21 protein-coding genes and 1 CRISPR repeat array are annotated in these 21,958 nt (G+C 33.9%); of the genes, 1 reads left to right on the forward strand and 20 read right to left on the reverse strand.

Annotated features, from left to right (window positions below):
* Positions 1-13 precede the first annotated feature (13 nt).
* The 11 genes from H3T96_RS05005 to accD all read right to left on the reverse strand — a co-directional run bounded on the left by H3T96_RS05005 (position 14) and on the right by accD (position 12,173).
* Positions 14-853, reverse strand: coding sequence for a phosphatidate cytidylyltransferase (locus H3T96_RS05005; protein ID WP_144091769.1), 840 nt, complete (start codon positions 851-853; stop codon positions 14-16).
* The gene (locus tag H3T96_RS05010; RefSeq protein WP_144091768.1) at positions 847-1,578 is read right to left on the reverse strand and encodes an isoprenyl transferase; all 732 of its coding nucleotides are present in this window, start codon (positions 1,576-1,578) and stop codon (positions 847-849) included. The genes H3T96_RS05005 and H3T96_RS05010 overlap by 7 nt, the downstream gene beginning before the upstream one ends.
* A gap of 61 nt (positions 1,579-1,639) precedes the next feature.
* Positions 1,640-2,272 carry a cAMP-activated global transcriptional regulator CRP gene (gene crp / locus H3T96_RS05015; RefSeq protein WP_025316411.1) on the reverse strand — a complete coding sequence of 211 codons (633 nt, stop codon included), beginning with the start codon at positions 2,270-2,272 and terminating at the stop codon, positions 1,640-1,642.
* Between the two features lie 86 nt (positions 2,273-2,358).
* A complete protein-coding gene (locus H3T96_RS05020) occupies positions 2,359-2,565 on the reverse strand; it encodes a YheU family protein (RefSeq protein ID WP_144091767.1) in 207 nt (68 codons plus the stop codon).
* 323 nt (positions 2,566-2,888) lie between these two features.
* A complete protein-coding gene (locus H3T96_RS05025; RefSeq protein WP_144091766.1) occupies positions 2,889-3,935 on the reverse strand; it encodes a hypothetical protein in 1,047 nt (348 codons plus the stop codon).
* Between the two features lie 157 nt (positions 3,936-4,092).
* Positions 4,093-6,792, reverse strand: a complete 2,700-nt coding sequence (locus H3T96_RS05030) for an inverse autotransporter beta domain-containing protein (RefSeq protein ID WP_144091765.1) — start codon at positions 6,790-6,792, stop codon at positions 4,093-4,095.
* A gap of 475 nt (positions 6,793-7,267) precedes the next feature.
* Positions 7,268-8,785 (reverse strand): amidophosphoribosyltransferase, encoded by a 1,518-nt coding sequence (gene purF, locus H3T96_RS05035; RefSeq protein WP_144091764.1) that lies wholly within the window; start codon positions 8,783-8,785, stop codon positions 7,268-7,270.
* Between the two features lie 18 nt (positions 8,786-8,803).
* Positions 8,804-9,289: a CvpA family protein gene (locus tag H3T96_RS05040; RefSeq protein ID WP_144091763.1), complete on the reverse strand. Its 486-nt coding sequence runs from the start codon at positions 9,287-9,289 to the stop codon at positions 8,804-8,806.
* Positions 9,290-9,410: 121 nt separating this feature from the next.
* Positions 9,411-9,992: an SPOR domain-containing protein gene (locus H3T96_RS05045; protein ID WP_086327177.1), complete on the reverse strand. Its 582-nt coding sequence runs from the start codon at positions 9,990-9,992 to the stop codon at positions 9,411-9,413.
* Between the two features lie 12 nt (positions 9,993-10,004).
* Entirely contained in the window at positions 10,005-11,279 is a 1,275-nt protein-coding gene (gene folC, locus H3T96_RS05050; protein WP_144091762.1) for a bifunctional tetrahydrofolate synthase/dihydrofolate synthase, read from the reverse strand.
* A 3-nt stretch (positions 11,280-11,282) separates the two neighbouring features.
* The gene (gene accD / locus H3T96_RS05055) at positions 11,283-12,173 is read right to left on the reverse strand and encodes an acetyl-CoA carboxylase, carboxyltransferase subunit beta (RefSeq protein ID WP_086327175.1); all 891 of its coding nucleotides are present in this window, start codon (positions 12,171-12,173) and stop codon (positions 11,283-11,285) included.
* A 320-nt stretch (positions 12,174-12,493) separates the two neighbouring features.
* Between accD and tmaR the strand changes: the two genes are divergently transcribed.
* Positions 12,494-12,814, forward strand: coding sequence for a PTS system regulator TmaR (gene tmaR / locus H3T96_RS05060; RefSeq protein WP_025316420.1), 321 nt, complete (start codon positions 12,494-12,496; stop codon positions 12,812-12,814).
* Positions 12,815-12,872: 58 nt separating this feature from the next.
* Here the strand turns inward: tmaR and yciH are convergent, their stop codons facing one another.
* From yciH to cas1e, 9 genes are all read right to left on the reverse strand, one after another.
* The gene (gene yciH / locus H3T96_RS05065) at positions 12,873-13,196 is read right to left on the reverse strand and encodes a stress response translation initiation inhibitor YciH (RefSeq protein ID WP_367301860.1); all 324 of its coding nucleotides are present in this window, start codon (positions 13,194-13,196) and stop codon (positions 12,873-12,875) included.
* Positions 13,197-13,200: 4 nt separating this feature from the next.
* Positions 13,201-13,905, reverse strand: coding sequence for an orotidine-5'-phosphate decarboxylase (gene pyrF / locus H3T96_RS05070; RefSeq protein ID WP_086326389.1), 705 nt, complete (start codon positions 13,903-13,905; stop codon positions 13,201-13,203).
* A 34-nt stretch (positions 13,906-13,939) separates the two neighbouring features.
* The gene (locus H3T96_RS05075) at positions 13,940-15,112 is read right to left on the reverse strand and encodes a hypothetical protein (protein WP_172398405.1); all 1,173 of its coding nucleotides are present in this window, start codon (positions 15,110-15,112) and stop codon (positions 13,940-13,942) included.
* Entirely contained in the window at positions 15,105-16,601 is a 1,497-nt protein-coding gene (locus H3T96_RS05080) for a DUF459 domain-containing protein (protein WP_144091761.1), read from the reverse strand. The genes H3T96_RS05075 and H3T96_RS05080 overlap by 8 nt, the downstream gene beginning before the upstream one ends.
* A gap of 18 nt (positions 16,602-16,619) precedes the next feature.
* Positions 16,620-18,020, reverse strand: a complete 1,401-nt coding sequence (locus H3T96_RS05085; RefSeq protein ID WP_144091760.1) for an MBOAT family protein — start codon at positions 18,018-18,020, stop codon at positions 16,620-16,622.
* Between the two features lie 60 nt (positions 18,021-18,080).
* Entirely contained in the window at positions 18,081-19,067 is a 987-nt protein-coding gene (gene holB / locus H3T96_RS05090) for a DNA polymerase III subunit delta' (protein WP_144091759.1), read from the reverse strand.
* Positions 19,064-19,705, reverse strand: coding sequence for a dTMP kinase (gene tmk, locus H3T96_RS05095; protein ID WP_144091758.1), 642 nt, complete (start codon positions 19,703-19,705; stop codon positions 19,064-19,066). Before tmk ends, holB begins: the two co-directional genes overlap by 4 nt.
* Before the next feature lie 249 nt (positions 19,706-19,954).
* A CRISPR array of direct repeats spans positions 19,955-20,656; the repeat unit is 29 nt; unit sequence CGGTTTATCCCTGTGCATACAGGGAACAC.
* 84 nt (positions 20,657-20,740) lie between these two features.
* A complete protein-coding gene (gene cas2e / locus H3T96_RS05100) occupies positions 20,741-21,034 on the reverse strand; it encodes a type I-E CRISPR-associated endoribonuclease Cas2e (RefSeq protein ID WP_025316428.1) in 294 nt (97 codons plus the stop codon).
* A 1-nt stretch (position 21,035) separates the two neighbouring features.
* Entirely contained in the window at positions 21,036-21,953 is a 918-nt protein-coding gene (gene cas1e / locus H3T96_RS05105) for a type I-E CRISPR-associated endonuclease Cas1e (protein WP_144091797.1), read from the reverse strand.
* Positions 21,954-21,958: the final 5 nt, after the last annotated feature.

The following is a 21,958-nucleotide window of genomic DNA, read 5'->3' on the forward strand; positions in this document are numbered from 1 at the left end:
ATATATTACCTCTCTATGATAAGTATAAAGATAGTACTGTAAAAATTGGAACTGCGGCTGTTAAACTGTCAATTCTATCTAAAATACCGCCATGTCCTGGTATTAAATTACCACTATCTTTAATGCCTGCCTCGCGTTTAAACATACTTTCAGTTAAATCACCTAATACTGAGACTAAGATAGCAAAAAAAGAACTGATAAAAAAAACGTTAAATTTTATATTGAATAGATTTGAACAATAAACAATCAAACTAATTAAAATCGCGACACTAACACCACCAATGAAACCTTCTACAGTTTTACCTGGGGAAACTTTTGGGGCTAATTTTCGTTTACCAAAAGTTCGTCCAGCAAAGTAAGCTCCAGTATCTGTTGCCCATACTAGCACAAATACATATAACAACAAGATTGCGCCTGTATAACAATTTGAATGATAGTTAATGGATCTTAACTCTATCATACTAAGGAAAAATGGAACTAATGTAAAAAAAGCAAAAATTAATTTTACAGCAACGTTAGACCAATAATGTAAGGTTTTGGGATAACTTATAACTAAGAATAATGCAACTAACCACCAGATAATTGAAAATGATAATATAATATTATACAGCTTGGATTTTAGCTCCAAAGAGATTGGCATAAAATATAATAAAGCTAATATAATCGCAATAAAAAAAGCAAACATTAATCTTGAATGCTTATTAGTAATATGTAAAAACTGAGACCACTCCCATGCAGCTATAGTGACAACAGCAATCATGATACAAGCGAATATCGACAGTTGCGTAAAAAAAAGTAGAATAATCACAAGTGGAATCAGCACAATTGCTGCAAGTAATCGTTGAATTAACATGAATGTTCCTCTATAGGTATACCACCAAAACGTCGCTCTCTGGTATTAAAAACATCAATTGCTTTGTCAAATAACGTTTGATTGAAGTCTGGCCATAAAACATCAGTAAAGTAAAGTTCAGAATAAGCGATCTGCCATAATAAAAAATTACTGATTCGATATTCACCACCAGTGCGAATAACTAAATCCACTTCAGGAAACTCATGCATACTCATTTCCGAGTTAAATCGTTCTTCAGTAATATCATCTAACGTTATTTTTCTATCAAAGACTTGTTTAGCCATTTTTTTAGTTGACTGTAAAATGTCCCAACGACCACCATAATTAGCAGCAACATTCAAAACTAATCCAGAATTATTTTTTGTTAATTGTTCTGCATTAATAATCATATTTTGCAAATCATCATTAAATTGGGAAATATCACCAATAATATTTAATCGAACATTATTTTTATGTAAACTTTTCATTTCACGATTCAAAGCATAAATAAACAAAGAAATTAAAGCAGAAACTTCATTCGCTGGGCGTTTCCAATTTTCACTACTAAAAGCATATAGCGTTAAAACTTTTATACCAAGAGTTGCAGCATAGGTAACAATTTTACGTACGGCTTTTAAACCGGCTCTATGCCCAACTGCGCGTAATTGTTTTCGTTGCTGTGCCCAGCGACCATTTCCATCCATAATAATCGCTACATGGTTAGGAATGTATCTTTCTTGAATCATGAAATATGCCGTGTCATATAAATCATTTTATCAACTTGTCATTAAATATTTGTTTAATCACTTAGCGTGTTCCGTAAACAACAATAGTTTTACCATGAGCAGAAATTAAATGTTGATCCTCAAGCATTTTTAAAATTCGGCCAACAGTCTCACGAGAACATCCAACAATCTGACCTATTTCCTGACGGGTAATTTTAATTTGCATACCATCAGGATGTGTCATGGCATCCGGTTGTTTAGCCAGATTTAATAAGGTTTGTGCAATACGACCAGCAACATCAAGAAAGGCTAAATTGCTGACTTTTTCTGATGTTACTTGTAATCTGCTAGCCATTTGGCTCGCAAGTTTCATTAAAATATCGGGATTGACTTGAACAAGTTGCTTAAATTTTTTGTAAGAGATTTCAGCAACTTCACAACTTGTTTTTGCTTTAACCCAAGCGCTTCGCTCTGTTCCTTCTTCAAAAAGACCTAATTCACCTAAAAATTGATTTTGATTTAAATAAGATAATATCATTTCATTACCTTCATCATCTTTAATCAATACGGCTACAGAGCCTTTTACAATATAATAGAGAGTTTCTGCTTTCTCACCTTGATGAATAAGGGTACTTTTAGCTGGATACTTATGAATATGGCAATGAGATAAAAACCACTCTAATGTTGTATCCGTTTGCTGTTTACCAATCATTATTCCTTCCTCTCCATTCAATTTACAACTTACACACTATAACAAAGTTGAACAATAAATCATATACTAAGCAATAAGGATTTTAGCCATTATTTAACAAGTCTAATATCAACTGTTTGGTGTAACTCAGACCAAAAGATTGCCACAGTTCCATCAATTAACTGAGATTTTACTTGAGTAACCTTTTCTTGGAGGGATTTTTCTTGTAAACCATAATCGGTACCTTCACGTAACACAAAGGATTCAATTATGTTATCTAACGTTTGTGGGTTAAGATTTTGCCAAGGAATAATCATGATAAATTAATATTATTTGGGATTATTAGCATTCTAAAGCATCCATTTAAAAATAAGAAGAATCATTTCACTTTTTAATTTTATTTGACTAATAATCGTGATGTTAAATCATATAATAAAGTTATATAAACTATCTTAAAAACTAAAAATATAAGTTTTTATCACTCATAACATTATAATGTACCGATTTATTTTTATTCAAATGATTTACATAAACCATACATGAATAAATATTTTTAAGTAATAAAGAAAAACCACTCATATGAGTGGTTTTAACAATTTTTTAAGCAATTACTACTACTTATAAAAATACTAACTTATATTTACTCGTTGGTTTCAACTTTCAAGTGATAACCTTGAGCACCAGCTTTATAGGTTGTGTTATACATTGAGTTATGAGTTTCATTTGCTGCTTTGCGACCTAAGAGAATAGTATCGCCATCAGCTGTTGTCTTGGTTGATTCTAAGGCATCATTAGTAGCATCAACTTGTTCATAGGTACCGTAAAGAGTCCATTTATATGTATACGCTGAAGTTTTAATCAACTCACCATCATCAATACTGCCATTTTTATCAGCATCATTCCATACTACAGCACCGAATTTATCACCATATTTAGGGGTAGGGGTACTAGCATCAATCTTAGCATAGTTAACTTTAGTATCTAAGATATCCTTGTCGTCGTATTTGAAGATACCAACTTTAAAGGTATCACTAACAATTGGACCTTTACCGGGTGCTTTATCACCTGGACCTTTTGGATCAGAAGGTAGTCCAGCTGGTTCAGTGCCATCTGTAGATACTTCTGGGAGTTCTGATGACCAAACATCGGATACACTTATCCATTGATTTACGCTAGGTGCACCATATTTAGTACGTTCTTGTAATTTAAAACCAATTTGATCTGCACCAGCAAAATCATCACTAATTGGAATAATAATAGAATTTAATTGTTGACCATTTTGACTGTCACCAGTGATAACTTTAGCAGCGCTAAGAACGCTAGCATCTATTTCTTTCCAAGAAGTATATTGGCCATCATTATCTTTTTCTCTTTTATAGAGAGTAACTGTCTTAATGATATCTTCCTGATCTAAATCACCATCATCATCCAGCACCTTATACGAAATTTTCATATAGTTACCGACTTTAACGTTGTCAGTTGCTTCAATTTCAGTGTTACCTTCAGCATCAGTTGTAAATGTTACGGTAACAGTATGCAATGCAAGGCCATTTACTTTAGAAAGTACAGGTGCACTACCTTGTATTGGTTGGTTAGTTGTTGCAGTTAATGTTGCAAAAGCGCTACTTGAAGCATAACCTGCTAATAACAAGCCAAATGCAATTTTTTTGATTGTTAAATTTTTCATGTTTAACTTCCTATTTTTATTTTTAAATTAAATATGTTGTATTGATTTGAATACAACACTTTTGTTGGTGTTCCCAAATATAGGCCACCGAAATCATTCGTTAGCCTAAAACCTATAACCATACTTTTATATCACCTGAACAATACACACTAACTAGTTAGTTATAATCTGTAATCGTTACTTGCAATTTAAATCCTTGATCCCCCGCACATGCTAATGGTGAAGGTATAACCGATGGTTGTAAATCCAAATGAGCAGGTGCGTTAGCAACAGCATCAATACCTTTACCTGCTGATGCATAACTCAACGTTTTCTTACTTCTTATCTTGTAATCTGCATTAGGTCCCATAGCAACATTAAACCAAGGACCATTTGGATTTTGTGCATGACCTGGTAATGGAGAAGTTGCAGCACTGCCAGGACAAGCCTCTTCATTGGAACCAACAAGTGACCAAACAACAAACGGATCTTTAAGTTCCTGACCATTAACATCATAACCTTTCACATGATATTTACTATCAACTTTCCATTCTTTAATAGCATTTGGATCAAACTGCAATGAATTACCTGTGCTTGTAGCCACTAATACACCACCCTCTTGGTAAACTTTAATGGTATTAGCTTGTCCACCCGTAAAATTAACGGTAGCTTTATTGAAAGAAGTTCCAAATCTATCAACGGTAATTGCAAAATCAACAGTACCAGCGAGATTAGAAGCAACATCTAAAATGTAGCTATCCCCAACTACTTCAATATCAGCAGCCGTTGCAGCATTAGAAGATACTTTATGTCCCATCTTAACTTTTTCAAAACCTTTTACAATGACACAAGTTTCCTGTGATGGGCAGGCATCCACATTACCCGATGTACCGTCAATTAAAGCTACTTTTTTACCATTGCTTGTAGCTGACCACCCTTTTAATACTGATGCAAAATTATCAGGTATACTATCCATTACTTCTTCATCACTAAAACCATCTACGTCGTTTTCAGAGGTAATAGAACCAATGTCTACTTTAGGTTTAACTAATGTTGCAAAAATAGTAATTGCGCTTTGACCATCCGCAGGTCTGCTAGCCATTGAAGCCTTATCTCCGTTTTCATCTACTACCCAGACCCCAATTTTACGCGTATTTAGATTTGGTAATACTTCAAATGAAATCGAGTTAGATGTTGCAGATTTACCTTTTTCGTCAGTAACTGTTACGGCTAACGTATATTTACCCTTAGTATTTATAGGACGACGTTGACCATTAGAATCAACATAATTAGGTGCGACAATTTTCCAATTGTTAATATTGGCATTAGGCGTTAACCAGTTAGAAGAACCACAGGTTCCTGTTGCAAAACAAAAGAAACCACCGCCCGCATCAATTTCCATCATATCACCAGACCATGAGACACTGCGTATACCTTTAGCATTATGAACGCCAATGCTGACATCATAAGTCTCACCTTCCAATAATTGCAGTGATTCAAGTCCCAAATCAACACTCATTTTCTTTTCTTTATATTCAAGAACAATGTAATTATTACGATCGACAAGATCATAACGACTACCTTTAACTGATCGAGCGGCTTGAACCATATCAGGATCTAACTGGTCTTTTAAAGGCATTCCGATACGGTAGTTCATGGTTAATTCTGCTTTGGTTTCTTTATTACTATCTTGACCGCGTTTATGTTCAGCTTTTACCGTAAATAGAGGGACTGGTGTATAATCAATACCCGCAGTGATAGCTCTAGGATCCTTTTGCAAATTATCTTTACCAAATAATGCGACTTTATCACCATAGTATTGTTCATACATCAATGAACCACCTAAGTGTGGGTATTGTGGTAAGTATCCTTGGAAACGCACATCAAAACCTCTTGCTGCACGTTCTAAATAATCATCAAAATCCCTTGAGTTTTTCCAATCAGATAAAGGGTGATAATAGTTAATGGCAAACTTCATATAGTCTGTCCAAGCTTCAGCACCAATACCCAAACGGTTATGAGAGCGTTGAAAATCGTGGTCTAAAAATACGTTATAGCCTAATAACCATGTTTTATCAGCTACATCCCAACGTTGTCCAATACCGAAGTTACCAATACGTCGATTATGCTCATATTCTTGAAACGATAATTGAGTAAAGATCAAAGTATCTTCGGTGTCGTACCATGGGCTAAATAATTTAGCATTGATATTATTAAATGAACCGGTGTCACTTATATCAAACTGTAATTGCGCTGTACCAAATTGCCCTAAAAAATCTTGTGCAGCACCTTTTAGTGGATCAACAACTTGGTTTCTTACACTATTACGGACATAATTTTCAGCATAATCTTTTGCTTTATTTTTTACATGCCCAGAGATGCCACCATTTTCAGAAGAGGTAATTTGTTTCCAATCTTGAGTAGCTAAAGTCTGTAAAGTTGATGCAACTTGACTTGCTAAAGCATCTTTATCAGCTTTAACGTCATAATTATCATCCGAACCTAATTTAGGTAAATGAGCATATTTATCTTGAGTATCAGAATCTGATTTTTTCAGTGCAGGCAATATTGGAGAATTCTCAGGGAGCACTAAACGCTCTCCGACTTCTACCATATCTTTTTTGTCATAACGCCCAGCATTTATCTCTCTTAATTCTGAGACAGAGACGCCACTTAAAAGTGCTATTTGATATAAGCTACGTTGTTGGTTATTAACCATTTCACGTACTTTGGTACCATCTTTTAACTCGATCACTTTATTACTATCAACAGCTGTTACTGTTTCAGAAACAGTATCATCGGCTGCCCAACTCATCTGGCAGCCTAAAGCCATGATAATTAGTGTAGAGATAACTTTTAAATTAAGATTATTTCTCATCTTAATTATTCCTTATATTTCACCGACACAATGCTACGCAGTAACAAGTTCTTTTTTTATTTGTTAATAAAGCCATCTACCATTAAATTTTTATTGTCAATTTATTCTGATAAAAAGTGCTTCAAATTTGTTTTCTTTCCATGTTTTCTTTTAAGGATTTTAAAATTATTTTAAACCCTTTATACGGGAGGAATGATATTACAAAATTGTCATAAATCAAAATAAATTTACATTAATTTTGTTTTATTTTTGTAAATAAAGATAAATTTATTATTTTTCATTGAGTTAAATGAAAAGAATAATAATGTGACTTTAGTAAACTAATTGTTTAACTTAATAAACGTTGTAATAATTAATTCAAAATTACTTTTTTGTTATGATTGGGAGTGTGTGACAAATTGATTGGATAATAAAAAACAGATAAACCGTCTAATAATTCATCTGTTTTTAACATTCTTTCATTTTAGATGTTTTTTTATTGACCTTCATTATAAATTTCTAGATTTTCTGATTCTTTAGATAGTGTTAACTTAATCTTATCACTTCTGTTTATTTCTAACGAAGACAAATATTCATCGTCAATATCTTCGGTAATATATTTCCCATTAAAAACAGAGCATTCTAAATGGGTTATGTTTGGATTTAGGATTTTAATTGAATCAATTAAATCAGAAAGGTTTTGGAAAATAAGTTTATCAGCACCAATATCTTTAGCTATCTCATCAACGGTTCGATTATATGCAATTAATTCGCTTGCAACAGGCATATCAATACCGTAAACATTAGGATACCTTATTTCTGGTGCGGCAGAAGCCAAATAAATTTTCTTCGCACCACACGAGCGAACCATTTCAAGAATCTTTTCTGATGTAGTACCTCGTACGATTGAATCATCAACTAAGAGAACATTTTTACCTTCAAATTCAATACGATTTGCATTGAGTTTTCTTCTTACGGAAAGTTTACGTGCCGTTTGTCCCGGCATAATAAATGTTCGTCCAACATAACGATTTTTAACAAATCCTTGTCGATAAGGCTTATTTAATATTCTTGCTATTTCAAGCGCTGCATCACACGATGTTTCTGGAATAGGTATGACAACATCAATATCAACATTCTTCCATTCCTTTGCTATTTTTTGCCCTAGTTTTTGCCCCATTGAAATGCGAGATTGATAAACAGATACACCATTCATCAATGAATCCGGTCTTGCAAAATAAACATATTCAAAAATACATGGATAATATTGAGGATTATCTGAACATTGCTGTGAATATAATTGCCCATCTTGAGTGATATAAATCGCTTCGCCAGGATCAACATCACGCATAAACTCAAAATCAAGAATATCTAATGCCACACTTTCTGAGGCAACCATATATTCGATTTTTTGATTTTCTAAAACTCTTCTACCAATAACTAACGGACGGATTCCATAAGGATCTCGAAAAGCAACCAAACCATGTCCTATAATCATTGCTACACAAGCATAGGCCCCCTTAATAATCGTATGTACATTATGAATTGCGGTAAAAATATTATCTGGGCTAAGAGGGTAAGTTGGAAATTTATCGAGTTCGCTGGCAAAAATGTTAAGTAAAACTTCTGAATCGGAATTAGTATTGATATGACGCCTAGCTAACTCAAAAACTTTATTACGCAGTTTATCGGTATTAGTTAAATTACCATTATGAGCAAGAGCAATGCCATACGGTGAATTGACATAAAACGGTTGTGCTTCCGAGGGACTGGAGCTTCCAGCTGTTGGATAACGTATATGGCCAATTCCTAAATTACCTTGTAAACGCTGCATATGATGTTCTTGGAATACATCTTTAACTAGACCATTAGCTTTACGCATACGAAAGCGATTTTGATTATCAATTGTAACAATACCTGCAGCATCTTGTCCCCGATGTTGCAACACAGTCAATGCATCATAAATTGATTGGTTGACTGTACCACTTCCTACAATACCTACAACACCACACATATAATGACTACCTCAAACTTAATGAACTAAAAAAGATGATGAATTTTGGATATAATCAAAAAACCAACGAATAATAAAATGAAAATGAGGAATAAGTTGTGACTGGGTCCAATAAGGTGATTTTGATAATGGCGTAAAGGTATCAATGAAAAAGAGTAATGCTGCAACAACTAAAATACCACGTAATATTCCAAAACAGATACCTAAAACTCGGTCAGTACCGGATAAGCCAGTTTTTTGAACTAATTGGCCAATAACATAAGAAACAACAGAGCATACTAATAATGTAGCAAAAAAAAGGATAGTAATTGCTACTGCAATACGAATGATGTCGCTATCAAAGTAGGTCAAGTATGGCGTGATGTAAGTATAAAAATGACCCGATATAAAAAAAGCTAATCCCCAACTAACAAGAGATAAAGCTTCTCTTATAAAACCCCGAACGATACTAACTGAAGCTGAAAAAGCAATAATACTTATAATTGTAATATCAACCCAATTCATCATAATAATCCGCTATTTTATGTTTAAAAATATTTTTTACCGCTAATTATCGTAAATAATACTATATGTAAACTTGTAAAGTTATAAATTAAGAATTATCTTTGATATAAAAAAATAATTCTTAATTGGCTACAATAATCCCTTTCAATTTTGTCAAATTATTTAAATTAGTAATAATTTGTTCTGCTTGTTCCTTTTTTGCATATGGACCAACTTGTAATTTAATTACTTGATTCGGTTCTGGATTTTTAGGTATGAGCCTCACGTTATAATTATTTAATCTCAATAATGCAACGAGTTCTTCAATTTTTTGTTTATTTTTTAACGCTGTTAGTTGGATCATAAATGTTTTGGTTTCTTGTCCTGAAACTGAAACTTTCGAATCTGACTCGTCATTTTCGGAAATATCTTGTAACGTCAATGGGCTTGAATTTTGATCTACACCCGAAATATACGAAGTATTAGGTATATTACTAGTATTGTCAAAATCACCCCCTGATTCATTAGGTGAATTTATGAGTTGATTTTGTTGATTAACTATTTCTGGTTGTAAAATTGGAGTAGCTAAAGTTCGTTGATTAGATTTATCTATTAGGATCCATGGCGCTATTACAGCTAAAATTAACAATAATGTTGCAAAACCAACGAGTTGATTTCTTATTCTATTTTGATTATTGCTGCTACTTTTTTTATTTTTCATCATGATTAATTAAACTTAATCCGCTAAATTAGCTAAAACATCAGATACCGTATGAAACGAACCACATACCACTATAATATCATCTTTTTTAGCATCTTGTAGAGCCATTTGATAAGCATCTAAAACGTTATCGAATGTTGATACATTAAACTTATTATCCTCTATTAAATATTGTTTCAATACTTCACTACGGCATCCACGTTCACCATAAAGTGAGGCACAATACCAAACATCCCCTTTCAATATAGACAAAGTACTTTTAATGTCTTTATCTTTAAGCATAGCAATAACAAATCTAACTTTACCTAAATATTTTTTTTCTGTTCGCAATAATGCTAATTGTTTTGTTAGGTAGCCTGCTGCATGGGGGTTATGAGCGACGTCGATTATTACTAGTGGTTCTGTATTTATTGTCTGAAATCGTCCAACCAGACTTGAATTCAATAAACCTTCACTTATTTGTCTTGTTTCAATTTGGATTGATGAATAACTTAAAGCGGCAATTGCTGTTGCAGCGTTAGCTAAAGGGACTTTAGGAATTGGTAAAGATTGATATTGACATTGACTAGAATAAAAATCCCATTTATCGCTACTTTTTTGCTCATAAAACCAATCATGATTAATGCTATGAATAGGACAATTGACGGACTTAGCTACATCTAAAATTGACATAGGAATATCTGGTTCACCCACGATAGCAATACTTTTAGACTTAAAGATACCTGCCTTTTCTCGACCTATACTTTCACGTGTACTACCTAAATAATCAACATGATCAATACCTATAGTTGTCACAATTGCAACATCAGCATCGACAATATTAGTTGCATCAAGCCTACCACCTAATCCGACCTCTAAAATAACAACATCTAATTTAGCTTGTTTGAATTGATACAGAGCAGCGAGAGTAGCATATTCAAAATAGGTAAGTGAGATCTCACCGCGCGCATCCTCAATTTGTGTAAATGCATTTATCGTTTCTTGCTCTGTTGATTCTTGATTATCAATTCGCACTCGTTCTGTAAAACGTAATAAATGAGGAGAACTATAAACACCAACATGTAAATTGGCTGCAAGTAATATCATCTCAAGTGTTTTACAAGTTGTTCCTTTACCATTAGTACCAGCAACCGTAAATATATAAGGTGCTGGTTGCAATAAATTAAGGCGCTGAGCAACAGTTTTGACACGCTCCAAACCGAGATCAATTGTCGAGGGATGTAGTTGTTCTAGATAACAAAGCCACGCTGATAGATCAGACAAGGCATTAGGTTTTTCAACTTGCATGATTAGTTACATTGTTTCATTATTGGTGGCATCATAAAAAGGGGCTGGAAGTTTCATTAATTTCGCGATCAAACCAGCAATTTTTGGTCGCATATCTTTACGATGGATAATCATATCAAGTGCGCCTTTTTCTAGCAGAAACTCACTACGTTGAAAGCCTTCGGGTAACGTTTCTCGAACGGTTTGTTGAATAACGCGAGGACCTGCAAAACCTATTAATGCTTTTGGTTCAGCGATATTAATATCACCAAGCATAGCTAAACTTGCTGATACACCACCCATTGTAGGGTCAGTCATAACTGAAATATAAGGTAAACCTTCATCTTGCATTTTAGCCAAAATAGCGCTCGTTTTTGCCATTTGCATTAATGAAAATAGTGCTTCTTGCATTCGTGCACCACCACTAGTTGAAAAACAGATTAATGGACACTTATCAGCAATAGCTTGTTCAGCAGCACGAGTAAATAATGCGCCAACAACTGAGGACATTGAGCCGCCAATAAATGCAAACTCAAAACAAGCGACCACAACAGGAATACCAAGTAGTGTGCCTTTCATAACCACCATGGCTTCTTTTTCACGGGTATCTTTTTGAGCAGCGGTTAACCGATCTTTATATTTTTTAGTATCTTTAAATTTTAAGATATCTTTTGGAGCAAGTTCTGCACCGATTTCAACATCCGAACCTTCATCTAAAAATCGGTATAATCTTACTCTTGCAGCAATATGCATATGGTGATCACATTTCGGACACACCTCTAAATTACGATCTAGTTCAGCTTGATAAATGACCTGTTCACAATTACTACATTTGGTCCAAACCCCACCGGGAATATTCGCCTTTTTATGATCTGACGATATATTATTTTTACTTAGAATTTTCTCAATCCAGCTCATTATGATTCTCTCATTAGATACTCTTTAGAAATATTGGGCTATTGTATAATATTTTGTAATAATTCTTAATAGTTGTTTTAATTTTTCTCTTTTTTGTAAAAATATTTGAGGAAGTGCATACGTTTAAGTATAAAATTAATGACTAAATTCAACAATAATTTTAAATGCCGATAAATAAATCATAAAAAGGCAATTAATTATTGAATTTTCCAACAAAATCTGATGATATTTAAAAATATAATTAATATGACCTTAAAAAATTATTAGTATATAATTAGACAAGGTTTATTTTTCAATTTTTTACAATTAAGGGGTTTTAGATGGACAAGGAAAAAGCAAGTGCACCATCGTTTCAAGATGTATTAGAATACATTCGCCTATCACGTCGTTTAAATAAATTAAAACGCGAAATTTCAGATAATGAGAAAAAAATTCGCGATAACCAAAAACGTGTACTCTTACTTGAAAACCTAAGTGAATACATTAAACCAAATATGACGTATGAAGAACTTCAAGCTATTATTGCTAATATGAAAAGCGATTATGATGATCGAGTTGATGATTATATTATTAAAAATGCTGAAATATCTAAAGAACGTCGCGATATCAGTAAAAAAATGCGCACTTATCGTTCAAATTAATTTTTGAATATATAACTCCCATAATTTTATATATGGGAGTTATGTTTTAACAGTTAAATCATCCGCCAGCAAGTTTAACTTTAAAGCCTTTATCTTCTAACAACGACTTTAGCAAATCTCTTTTATCGCCTTGAATTTCAATCGTTCCATCTTTAATAGAGCCGCCACATCCACAACGTTTTTTTAGTTCTCCTGCTAATTTAGATAATTGATTATCATCCAAATCAAAACCAGAAATAACACATACGCCTTTCCCTTTACGCCCCGAAGTCTGTCGTTGAATACGTATAGTACCATCACCTTTAGGGCGAGATAACTTTGCTTCTATTGGTTTAATTCGTCCTTGATCGGTCGAATAAACAAGAGGATTATCGGACATAATTAAATTAACTCTTACTTAAATCAAGGGTAGATAAAATAGATTGTAATGCTTTAGCAGGATCTTCTGCTCTCGTAATTGGTCTACCAATGACTAAATAATCGGAGCCGGCCGCTTGAGCTCGTTGTGGTGTCATGATACGACGCTGATCATCAGGCCCTGAATCTACAGGACGAATACCAGGTGTGACCAATTTAAAATTACTACCAAGTCTAGTTCTAAAACTTTGTACTTCTTTAGCTGAGCAAACCACTCCGTCAAGCCCACAATTTTTCGCAAGTATAGCTAATTTGGTTGCTTGTTCTAAAGGTGAAACATTAATACCAATATCTTTAAGATCTGCCGCTTCCATACTCGTTAATACTGTTACCGCAATTAAAAGTGGTGCATCTTTACCATAAGGATAAAGTGCATCTTTTGCAGCCTCCATCATACGAATTCCGCCACTAGCATGAACATTAGTCATCCAAACACCTAAATCAGCCGCCGCTGCTACTGCCTTAGCCACGGTATTTGGAATATCATGAAATTTAAGATCTAAAAAAATTTCAAAGCCTTTATTCATAATCTGTTTTATAAATTCAGGTCCAGCATGAGTAAACAATTCTTTACCAATTTTTAAACGACAATCTTTCGGATCAACCCGATCAATAAAATTCCAAGCTGACTTAACATCAGCAAAATCAACAGCAACAATAATTGGTGATGACATAACTCATTTATCCCTTTTTTATCTTAAATTTTATCTATCTTTTTTGTACAAATTCATTTAAATCGTTATAAAATATTCGTGCGCTTTCTTTATAACCTTTCAAAGTTTGATGAACTAAATCTGGACGAGCTAAACCGCGTTTACGCCATTCTTTAATAGCAAATTTACCGCCCATAGCTCTTTGCCAATCCCAAAATAATGTTTTTTCAGTTCTAGCTACCTGTTTTTGAATATTCATTATTGCCGAAAATGATTTAGGTATATCTTTTTGATTAACCATTGTATCAGGTGGCGTCATTATTAAGATAGCGGCATTGGGTAATGATTTACGAATGAGCCGTATATTATTAATTAAATTTTTTCGGTATGCATTGAGATCTAAAGTTTCATCAAAACTTTCATTGGTTCCATACTCGAGTATAATTAAATCACTTTTTGATAAAGATAGCTCTTTAAACCAACTTGGGCTCCATTTCTGCCATATAGCCTGCCTTGCCCCATTTGTAGCAATTGCTGAGACAATAACACCAGGTTGCTGGTAACGAGTTAACCAAATGCCCCCAAGTTCAACTGTACTTTGCCCTGTTATTTTTAGTGGCATTTTAGCAACCACAGATACACTTTGCCAAACATTAGCTTTAGGGACATAGTCAAATTTAATTCTTTTATTATTATTATCATAAAGACCAAATAAATTAGACGTATTTTTTAATGGTTTAAAAATTAACTGAACCCGCCAATCCGCATTATAATCTGATTTAGGTTGAATCTGTAATACCGCAGAATTTTGGTTAGGTCTGGCAATAAAGCCACCCATAGGAAAATCTCTATTACTCAAGGTTCTACTACTTAACACATCCCAATTTTTACTTTTCCAAGTCACTGCTGCATGGCTTTGACCTTTTATGGCTATTGGTGTTATCCAACCAATACCAGCATCACCATATTTTCCTTGCATCAATGTTCTAAATTCACCAGTAAAAAAATCAGCTGCGGTATGAGAATCACCAAATTGAGTGATATTAACAACATTATTTGCTCTTTTATTGGTCATTAATGATTTCAATCGGGTAGCAAATTGTTTCGCATTTGGATCACCAAAATCAATAATTCCAGACCCCGTAACAGCTTCACTTTCAGTCACACCATATCCAAAAGTGAAAGTAACCAAAATAACCGTCAGAAAAGACTTTAAGAACTTATTCACTATGGACATCCTCTAATTTTTTGAAAATTATTTTTTCCATAATGGCCTTTGCCAGAATTTTTTGACCTGAAGGTGTAAAGTGAACCCCATCATCAACCCTTACTCTGATTTTCTCTTTATTCTTCTCAACAAAACTATTGAATTTTTCGTATGAACAACCGAGTAACTCATTGGTTGTTAGAAAATGTTGTTGAGTTTTTTCAAGCTCTGACTGATATAATTTATTAAGATAAACCATACCATCATTTAGTTTTTTCTTACGCATACAAGGTGGTGCAAGCCAAAGGACTTGAACACGATGTTTTTGGACATGTTCTAAAATACTGGCAATACGTAAACGATATTGTTTTTCCCATAGTTTAGATTTAAATCTTACATTTGTTGCATAACCTTTAACAGGAAAATCCCATGGATCGTTAGCACCTAAAAAAATGACAAGTAATTTAATTGAAGGATCTTCAGATAGTTTATCATTAATCGTTTTTGGCCAATCAAAAGCTTTAGGATAACTTAGTCCAGTACTACGTTTGCTTAAATCAATGCTTTCAATTCTATATTGTTTGAATAACATTTTTTTAACATATGGTGCAACTCCTTGCATTAAAGAGTCACCAGCAAAAAAAACTTTATCATTTTGAGTCAATACAATTGGTATTGGTTCATCAACTAATGATGCATCATCAGACAAAACCTCTGGTTGTTGATTTTGATCTATCGGAGTTATTTGCGTTTCTATTGTTTTAACTTCCGTAGATGTTTGTTGAACTTTCTCGTCAACTTTATCTTCAGCTTCAACCTCAACTTCATTTTTCTCTTTAATTTCAGGATTATCTTCAGTATTAGTTATTGTTTCTTGCGTCGTTTGTTTTGTAGTTTCTGACTTAGTGTCTGAATCAATAATCTCTAATTTAGGTGCTTCATCTTCCAGTGATTTATCCTCTAGTGATTCATCATCAAGTGATTCATCCCTTGCAAATAATCTTAGAATATCTTCTTTTGTTTCAAGTTTATTTTCTTTTGATTCGGATCGATTTTCTTCAATAGTCTCGATAGGTTCAGGCACGTCATCAGTTTGTTCAGTTTGATCAGATTCATCAGTAACCTCTTTTTCATCAGTATCCACTTTTGCATTAGAGTTTAAATCATCTTGAGGTGCAATAATGCTTTCGCTTGTATCTTTTTCCAACTCTTCAGGTGTGGGATCTTCAGTAAGCGTATCGGAATCCAATAGATCTGAATGATAAGTTTGTTGCCAATAAATTAGTATTGATTTGTAATAAATTGACATCAAAACAACCGCTGTCAAAAGTAAAATTACACAAATATATCGAGCTGATAAAGTACTTCTTACAATTTCAGAAATAACATTATTTTTAACAAATTTTCTTGAACGCTTGAAAGCAACTTTATTCAATGTATTAGGAGATTGCCATTTCAGATTCAAATAAGTTTTTTTCTTATTTTTCGTAACCGATTTCTTAAATTCCATAATAATTTATCATCATAATCAAAAGTTAGCATAAATAAAGTTTGGCACACCAGATGGTGCAATATATATTGTCAACCACAATACTGAAATAAAAATGATAGGTAAGTAAATCAGATTTATTCTACTTATCAGTAAAGTAAACCAATTTGGAATATTTTTTAATATCGGATAAATAAAAAATACTACATAGATAATTAAAAAAGTTACAATATATTTTGGTTCAATCAAAAAGTTGTGTGTTAATGCGGTTAAATAATCTAATGCATCAGGCAAACTTTCACAATTAAAAAATAACCATGAAAAACACACGTAATGCCAAGTGAGAAACCTTGCTAATGTAGGAGAACGTTCAGTTACCCAACCTCGACCAAAATAATGTTCACTAATATTAAGCGCTATAATACCAACTCCGTGACATGCGCCCCAAATAATAAAATTAATCCCAGCACCATGCCATAAACCCGATATTAACATCGCCAACATCACATTAATTTGCGTACGAGTAAGCCCTTTTCGATTACCACCAAGAGGAATATAGATATAATCACGAATCCAGTGTGATAAACTAATATGCCAACGGCTCCAAAATTCTCGCAGATTACAGGCTAAATAAGGGAAGTTAAAATTATTTGGTAATCGGAATCCTAATAAAAGAGCAATACCAGTAACTAAATCGGTATAGCCTGAAAAATTTAAGTAAATTTGAATTGCATAACCATAAAGTCCTACTAACAAATCAATAACACTAAATTCTAAAGGATTAGCAAAAATTGGCGTAACCCAGTTTTCACTTATAATTCCGCCTAAACAATAGACTTTAATTACAGATAAAATTATTAAAGTAAAAGCTCTAAAAGGTTGTAAAATCTTGCGGGGATGACGGGTAGTTATTTGAGGTAAAAAATTTTTAGCACGATTAACTGGACCCGCTATAACACTCGGGAAAAAAGATAAAAACAGTGCAAAATCCCAAAATTTAGCTACCGGTAATTCACTTTTTTTAACAGAGACAATATAGCTAACTGAATGAAGAGTATAAAATGATATTCCAATAGGAATAAGTACTGTTACAACAGGTAGTGCGATTGGTATATGGAGGAAATTAAATAAGGCCTGTAACTCATAACGGAAGAAATCAAAATATTTAAACAGCGACAAATTAGCTATTGATAAACATAATGCCAAGATTAACCACCGATTACCATTTTCATCTGACCGGGCAATCATAATTGAGAAAAAATATATTACACAGGTATAAATAAAAAGAATTAGCGCAAACTGCAAGCTAAAACTGGCCACAATAAGATAACTTGAAACTAAAAGTAATTTATTTTGTAATTTAGGAAAAAGACGATACCGCCAATATAACGCAAAAAAAACGATAAAGATTAGTCCAAATTCAATAGATAAATAACTCACTGCATTCCTTTTATAAACATATATCGAACCTGAAAGTTCTTTAGAAAGTATATTAACGCCTTAATCACTAATCATCTCAGACTGAGCTAGCACATTATAAACAATTAATTCTTTATTTAGCCCTGTTACAGACAATAATAAACGCCTAGCCTGCAGCCATAATTCATACAGTGCAGAAATTTTTTCATTGCTTTTAGTTGCTAATAATCTTACTAATGGTACTTGATCACGATTAACAATAAAACGACCAGCTTTTTGTTTTGCCTTTAATGCATCGCTTAATAAAGCACAAAACCAAATAATACATTCAATAAATTCTTCATTATCAAATGTTTTTGCAAGTTGCCAATAATCATTATGAGGTACAACACGTAATAAATGGTCACAAAATGCTTTTCTTTGCTGCCACTTTTCTGGTTTTAATAAAGCTAGTGCAGCTAATGGCGCATTTTCGCTCAATAACAGCGCAGAGGCAAGCTCATTATCGCTACTTTGCTGATTATGTCTCTTTTTTAACCACTCAATGGATTGCTCCAATTTAGGTACAGATAAAAAATAAGAAAAACAACGACTATGAATTGTTGGTAATAAATGGCTATTATGCTCATCACTTAAAATAAAGTAGGTATTTTCTGGAGGCTCTTCTAATGTTTTAAGTAATGCATTAGCTGCGGCTTCTGTCATTAAAGCGGCCCGCTTAATCCAAATAACTTTATTGCCACCTTGTTGGGATTTTTCGTACACTTTAGTGGTAATTTTTCGAATTTGATCAATACCAATAGATTGTTTATCTTGTTCATTCGTTATGATGTAAAAATCCGGGTGATGATGGGACATAAATAACTTACAACTGTGGCAACTTGAACAAGGTTCTAATTGCTGTGCAGACAAACATAATAAACGATTAGCCACCATATTAATGAACTCATCTTCACCACTTCCTTGCAGGTAATTAATCAATAACGCATGATGAGTCTTTTTATGTATAATTCCTTCAGCAAATTGTTGATAAGGCGATATCAGCCAAGGATAATCATTTAAAATCATACATTAGTAACCTGTTGTGTTAACCATGTTGTTAGGATCTGTTCAATTTGCATTGTCACCTGATTGATTGATTTAGATGCATCAATGGTAAAAATGGTTTCATCTTGATTTGCCAACTCTAAATAACGTTGACGAATTCGCTCAAAAAAGGGTAATGACTGTTGTTCAATACGATCGAGTTCACCTCTTGCTCTAGCACGCATTAAACCAATTTGTGGTTCAATATCTAAATATAAAGTTAAATCCGGCTTAAAATTACCTAAAACTTGCTCTTTTAATGTGGTGATAAAAACTTTATCTAACTGGCGACCACCGCCTTGATAAGCTTGCGTTGATAAATCATGCCGATCACCAATGACCCATTTACCAGCATTAAGAGCAGGCTTAATCACATTATCAATCAATTGAATACGAGCGGCATATAACATCAACAATTCAGCTTTATCCGTCAAAGGTTCATCATCCAAACCATTTTTAATAAGATTGCGTAATGCTTCAGCAATGGGTGTACCACCTGGTTCACGAGTAAATTGTAAATCGCAAATGTAATATTGATTCAAAATACGAGCAACGGTATTAACTGCTGTCGTTTTACCCGCACCTTCAAGACCTTCAATGACAATAAATTTGCCTGTCATGCTAAATTCCTAAACTATTTATGATGATCATATGTTTAATAACGCTCTATTGTACGCTATTTTTGATTATTAGTTTAGTTAACAGTTACTTTCAATATTCATGTTTTAAAATGAACTTCATAACTATTTAAGATTTTTAATAAATCTCATTCGATTTTTATATTCATAAAAATATAAAAGTGAATATATGCCGATATTGGTAAAGAAATAAAGTTAAAACGTTATTATTACTTTACCTAATTAATCTAACTATATATCCCTGTGTATACAGGAAACGTCATGTTACGTCCATCTTTAGTTCTCACTAATACGGTTTATCCCTGTACATACAGGGAACACACGTACGCATTAGCTGTGCTACCATTATTATAGCGGTTTATCCCTGTGCATACAGGGAACACATGTTGGGTGCGACGACCCAATTAAATGTTTCCGGTTTATCCCTGTGCATACAGGGAACACTTAAACGTCGAGAACAGGAAAAAAAATTATGTCGGTTTATCCCTGTGCATACAGGGAACACCCTCTTCAATCCCTCGTTCGTATTTTTCGTAACGGTTTATCCCTGTGCATACAGGGAACACAAGATTGGCTTTTAAACCTACAGCTCGCTGAGCGGTTTATCCCTGTGCATACAGGGAACACATATTTATTCTCATGGTCCACAAAATCCATGACGGTTTATCCCTGTGCATACAGGGAACACGCACAGGAAATCAAAATTAGCGATTGGTTATGCGGTTTATCCCTGTGCATACAGGGAACACTTTTCAGATATCGATAATATCGTGTCGTACGACGGTTTATCCCTGTGCATACAGGGAACACTTGATAATTTGCCGTCAGTAGCCATTTTTCTAACGGTTTATCCCTGTGCATACAGGGAACACTCGTCTCGTTCAGACTCGTCTAATCCCATCTGCGGTTTATCCCTGTGCATACAGGGAACACTCTAAATATATATAATTGTTTTATTTAGATTTATTGGTACCCCAAAAATCTACCAATTTTTTTAATTTTTTAAAGAACGTTAACCTATTGATTTTCAATAGGTAAAAAAGAGACTAATCTTAGTCCATCTAAATCTACCGGAACCCTTCTATTAGCGCCATAAGTTTGGAAGTCAAATCCTGATTCTGTATTAGTCGCCCAAGCAAGGACTACATTGCCTTCTTCTGCAAGTTTAACAATTTGTTGCCATATCATTTCTCTTATTGGTTTTGATATGTCACCGATATAAACTCCGGCTCTAATTTCAAGTAACCAAATTGCTAAACGACCACGTAATCGAGGTGGAACATTTTCAGTTACCACAACACACATACTCATATTAGCGGCTCCTAAAGCCACTATCGGCTAAAGATTGAGGTTCTGGGATAGCGGGTGGCAGGACATAATCAGGTTGTAGAGGCGGTTCTATACCACCAGCGGACAAAACTTCTTCAATAAGCGGAATTAATATTGCTAATGTCTTCTGGCTTCTAAAAATTTCACGACAGGCCACACGAACCTCCCGATCAGGATCAATCTTGTTTTTTGCAGCTATTTCAAACGCTTTGGGAACAACGGTATCAAACTTAATAATATCGGCAATATCATAAACAAATGAGAGTGGTTTTCCACTATGTACAAATCCGATTGCTGGAGCATAGCCAGCCGCTAAAACAGCCGCTTCGGTGATCCCATATAAGCAAGATGTGGCTGCACTTATACATTGATTAACCGTATCGCCTTTTTGCCAATCTTTAGGGTCGTATTTTCTTCCGTGCCATTTAACATGATAACGTTTAGCCAGTAATGAATAAGTTTCACGTACTCGCGATCCTTCAATACCTCGTAACTGATCAATTGAACGACGACTAGGTGCAGGTTCGCCAAATCGTAACTCAAACATTTTTTTGACCACTTTTAAACGTAAATCATCATCTAATGCCAATTTAGCTTGGTAAAGCAGTTTGTCAGATCTTGCTCCACCGGGTTGCCCCGATGAATACATTCTGACGCCTGCTTCACCTACCCAGACGAGCAGGGTTCCAACCATTGCAGCCAACTTGATAGCAGCATGTGAAACTCTGGTGCCCGGTTCTAACATTATGCAAGCAATAGAACCCACTGGAATATGAGTCCTAATGCCTGTTTTATCAATTAATACAAACGCTCCATCTAGAACATCAATTTGTCCATATTGTAAAAAAATCATTGAAGTTCTATTTTTTAGAGGAATGGGATTAAGTGGAATATAAACCATAACCG

The sequence above is a fragment of the Gilliamella sp. W8136 genome, from assembly GCF_016101285.1.
Classification (GTDB): Bacteria; Pseudomonadota; Gammaproteobacteria; order Enterobacterales; family Orbaceae; genus Gilliamella; species Gilliamella apicola_N.

Coding starts and splice junctions, on each gene's coding strand:
- H3T96_RS05005 (WP_144091769.1), bottom strand. CDS start 853: ATGTTAATTCAACGATTACTTGCAGCAATTGTGCTGATTCCACTTGTG.
- H3T96_RS05010 (WP_144091768.1), bottom strand. CDS start 1,578: ATGATTCAAGAAAGATACATTCCTAACCATGTAGCGATTATTATGGAT.
- H3T96_RS05020 (WP_144091767.1), bottom strand. CDS start 2,565: ATGATTATTCCTTGGCAAAATCTTAACCCACAAACGTTAGATAACATA.
- H3T96_RS05025 (WP_144091766.1), bottom strand. CDS start 3,935: ATGAAAAATTTAACAATCAAAAAAATTGCATTTGGCTTGTTATTAGCA.
- H3T96_RS05030 (WP_144091765.1), bottom strand. CDS start 6,792: ATGAGAAATAATCTTAATTTAAAAGTTATCTCTACACTAATTATCATG.
- purF (WP_144091764.1), bottom strand. CDS start 8,785: ATGTGTGGTGTTGTAGGTATTGTAGGAAGTGGTACAGTCAACCAATCA.
- H3T96_RS05040 (WP_144091763.1), bottom strand. CDS start 9,289: ATGAATTGGGTTGATATTACAATTATAAGTATTATTGCTTTTTCAGCT.
- H3T96_RS05045 (WP_086327177.1), bottom strand. CDS start 9,992: ATGATGAAAAATAAAAAAAGTAGCAGCAATAATCAAAATAGAATAAGA.
- accD (WP_086327175.1), bottom strand. CDS start 12,173: ATGAGCTGGATTGAGAAAATTCTAAGTAAAAATAATATATCGTCAGAT.
- tmaR (WP_025316420.1), top strand. CDS start 12,494: ATGGACAAGGAAAAAGCAAGTGCACCATCGTTTCAAGATGTATTAGAA.
- pyrF (WP_086326389.1), bottom strand. CDS start 13,905: ATGTCATCACCAATTATTGTTGCTGTTGATTTTGCTGATGTTAAGTCA.
- H3T96_RS05080 (WP_144091761.1), bottom strand. CDS start 16,601: ATGGAATTTAAGAAATCGGTTACGAAAAATAAGAAAAAAACTTATTTG.
- holB (WP_144091759.1), bottom strand. CDS start 19,067: ATGATTTTAAATGATTATCCTTGGCTGATATCGCCTTATCAACAATTT.
- tmk (WP_144091758.1), bottom strand. CDS start 19,705: ATGACAGGCAAATTTATTGTCATTGAAGGTCTTGAAGGTGCGGGTAAA.
- cas2e (WP_025316428.1), bottom strand. CDS start 21,034: ATGAGTATGTGTGTTGTGGTAACTGAAAATGTTCCACCTCGATTACGT.
- cas1e (WP_144091797.1), bottom strand. CDS start 21,953: ATGGTTTATATTCCACTTAATCCCATTCCTCTAAAAAATAGAACTTCA.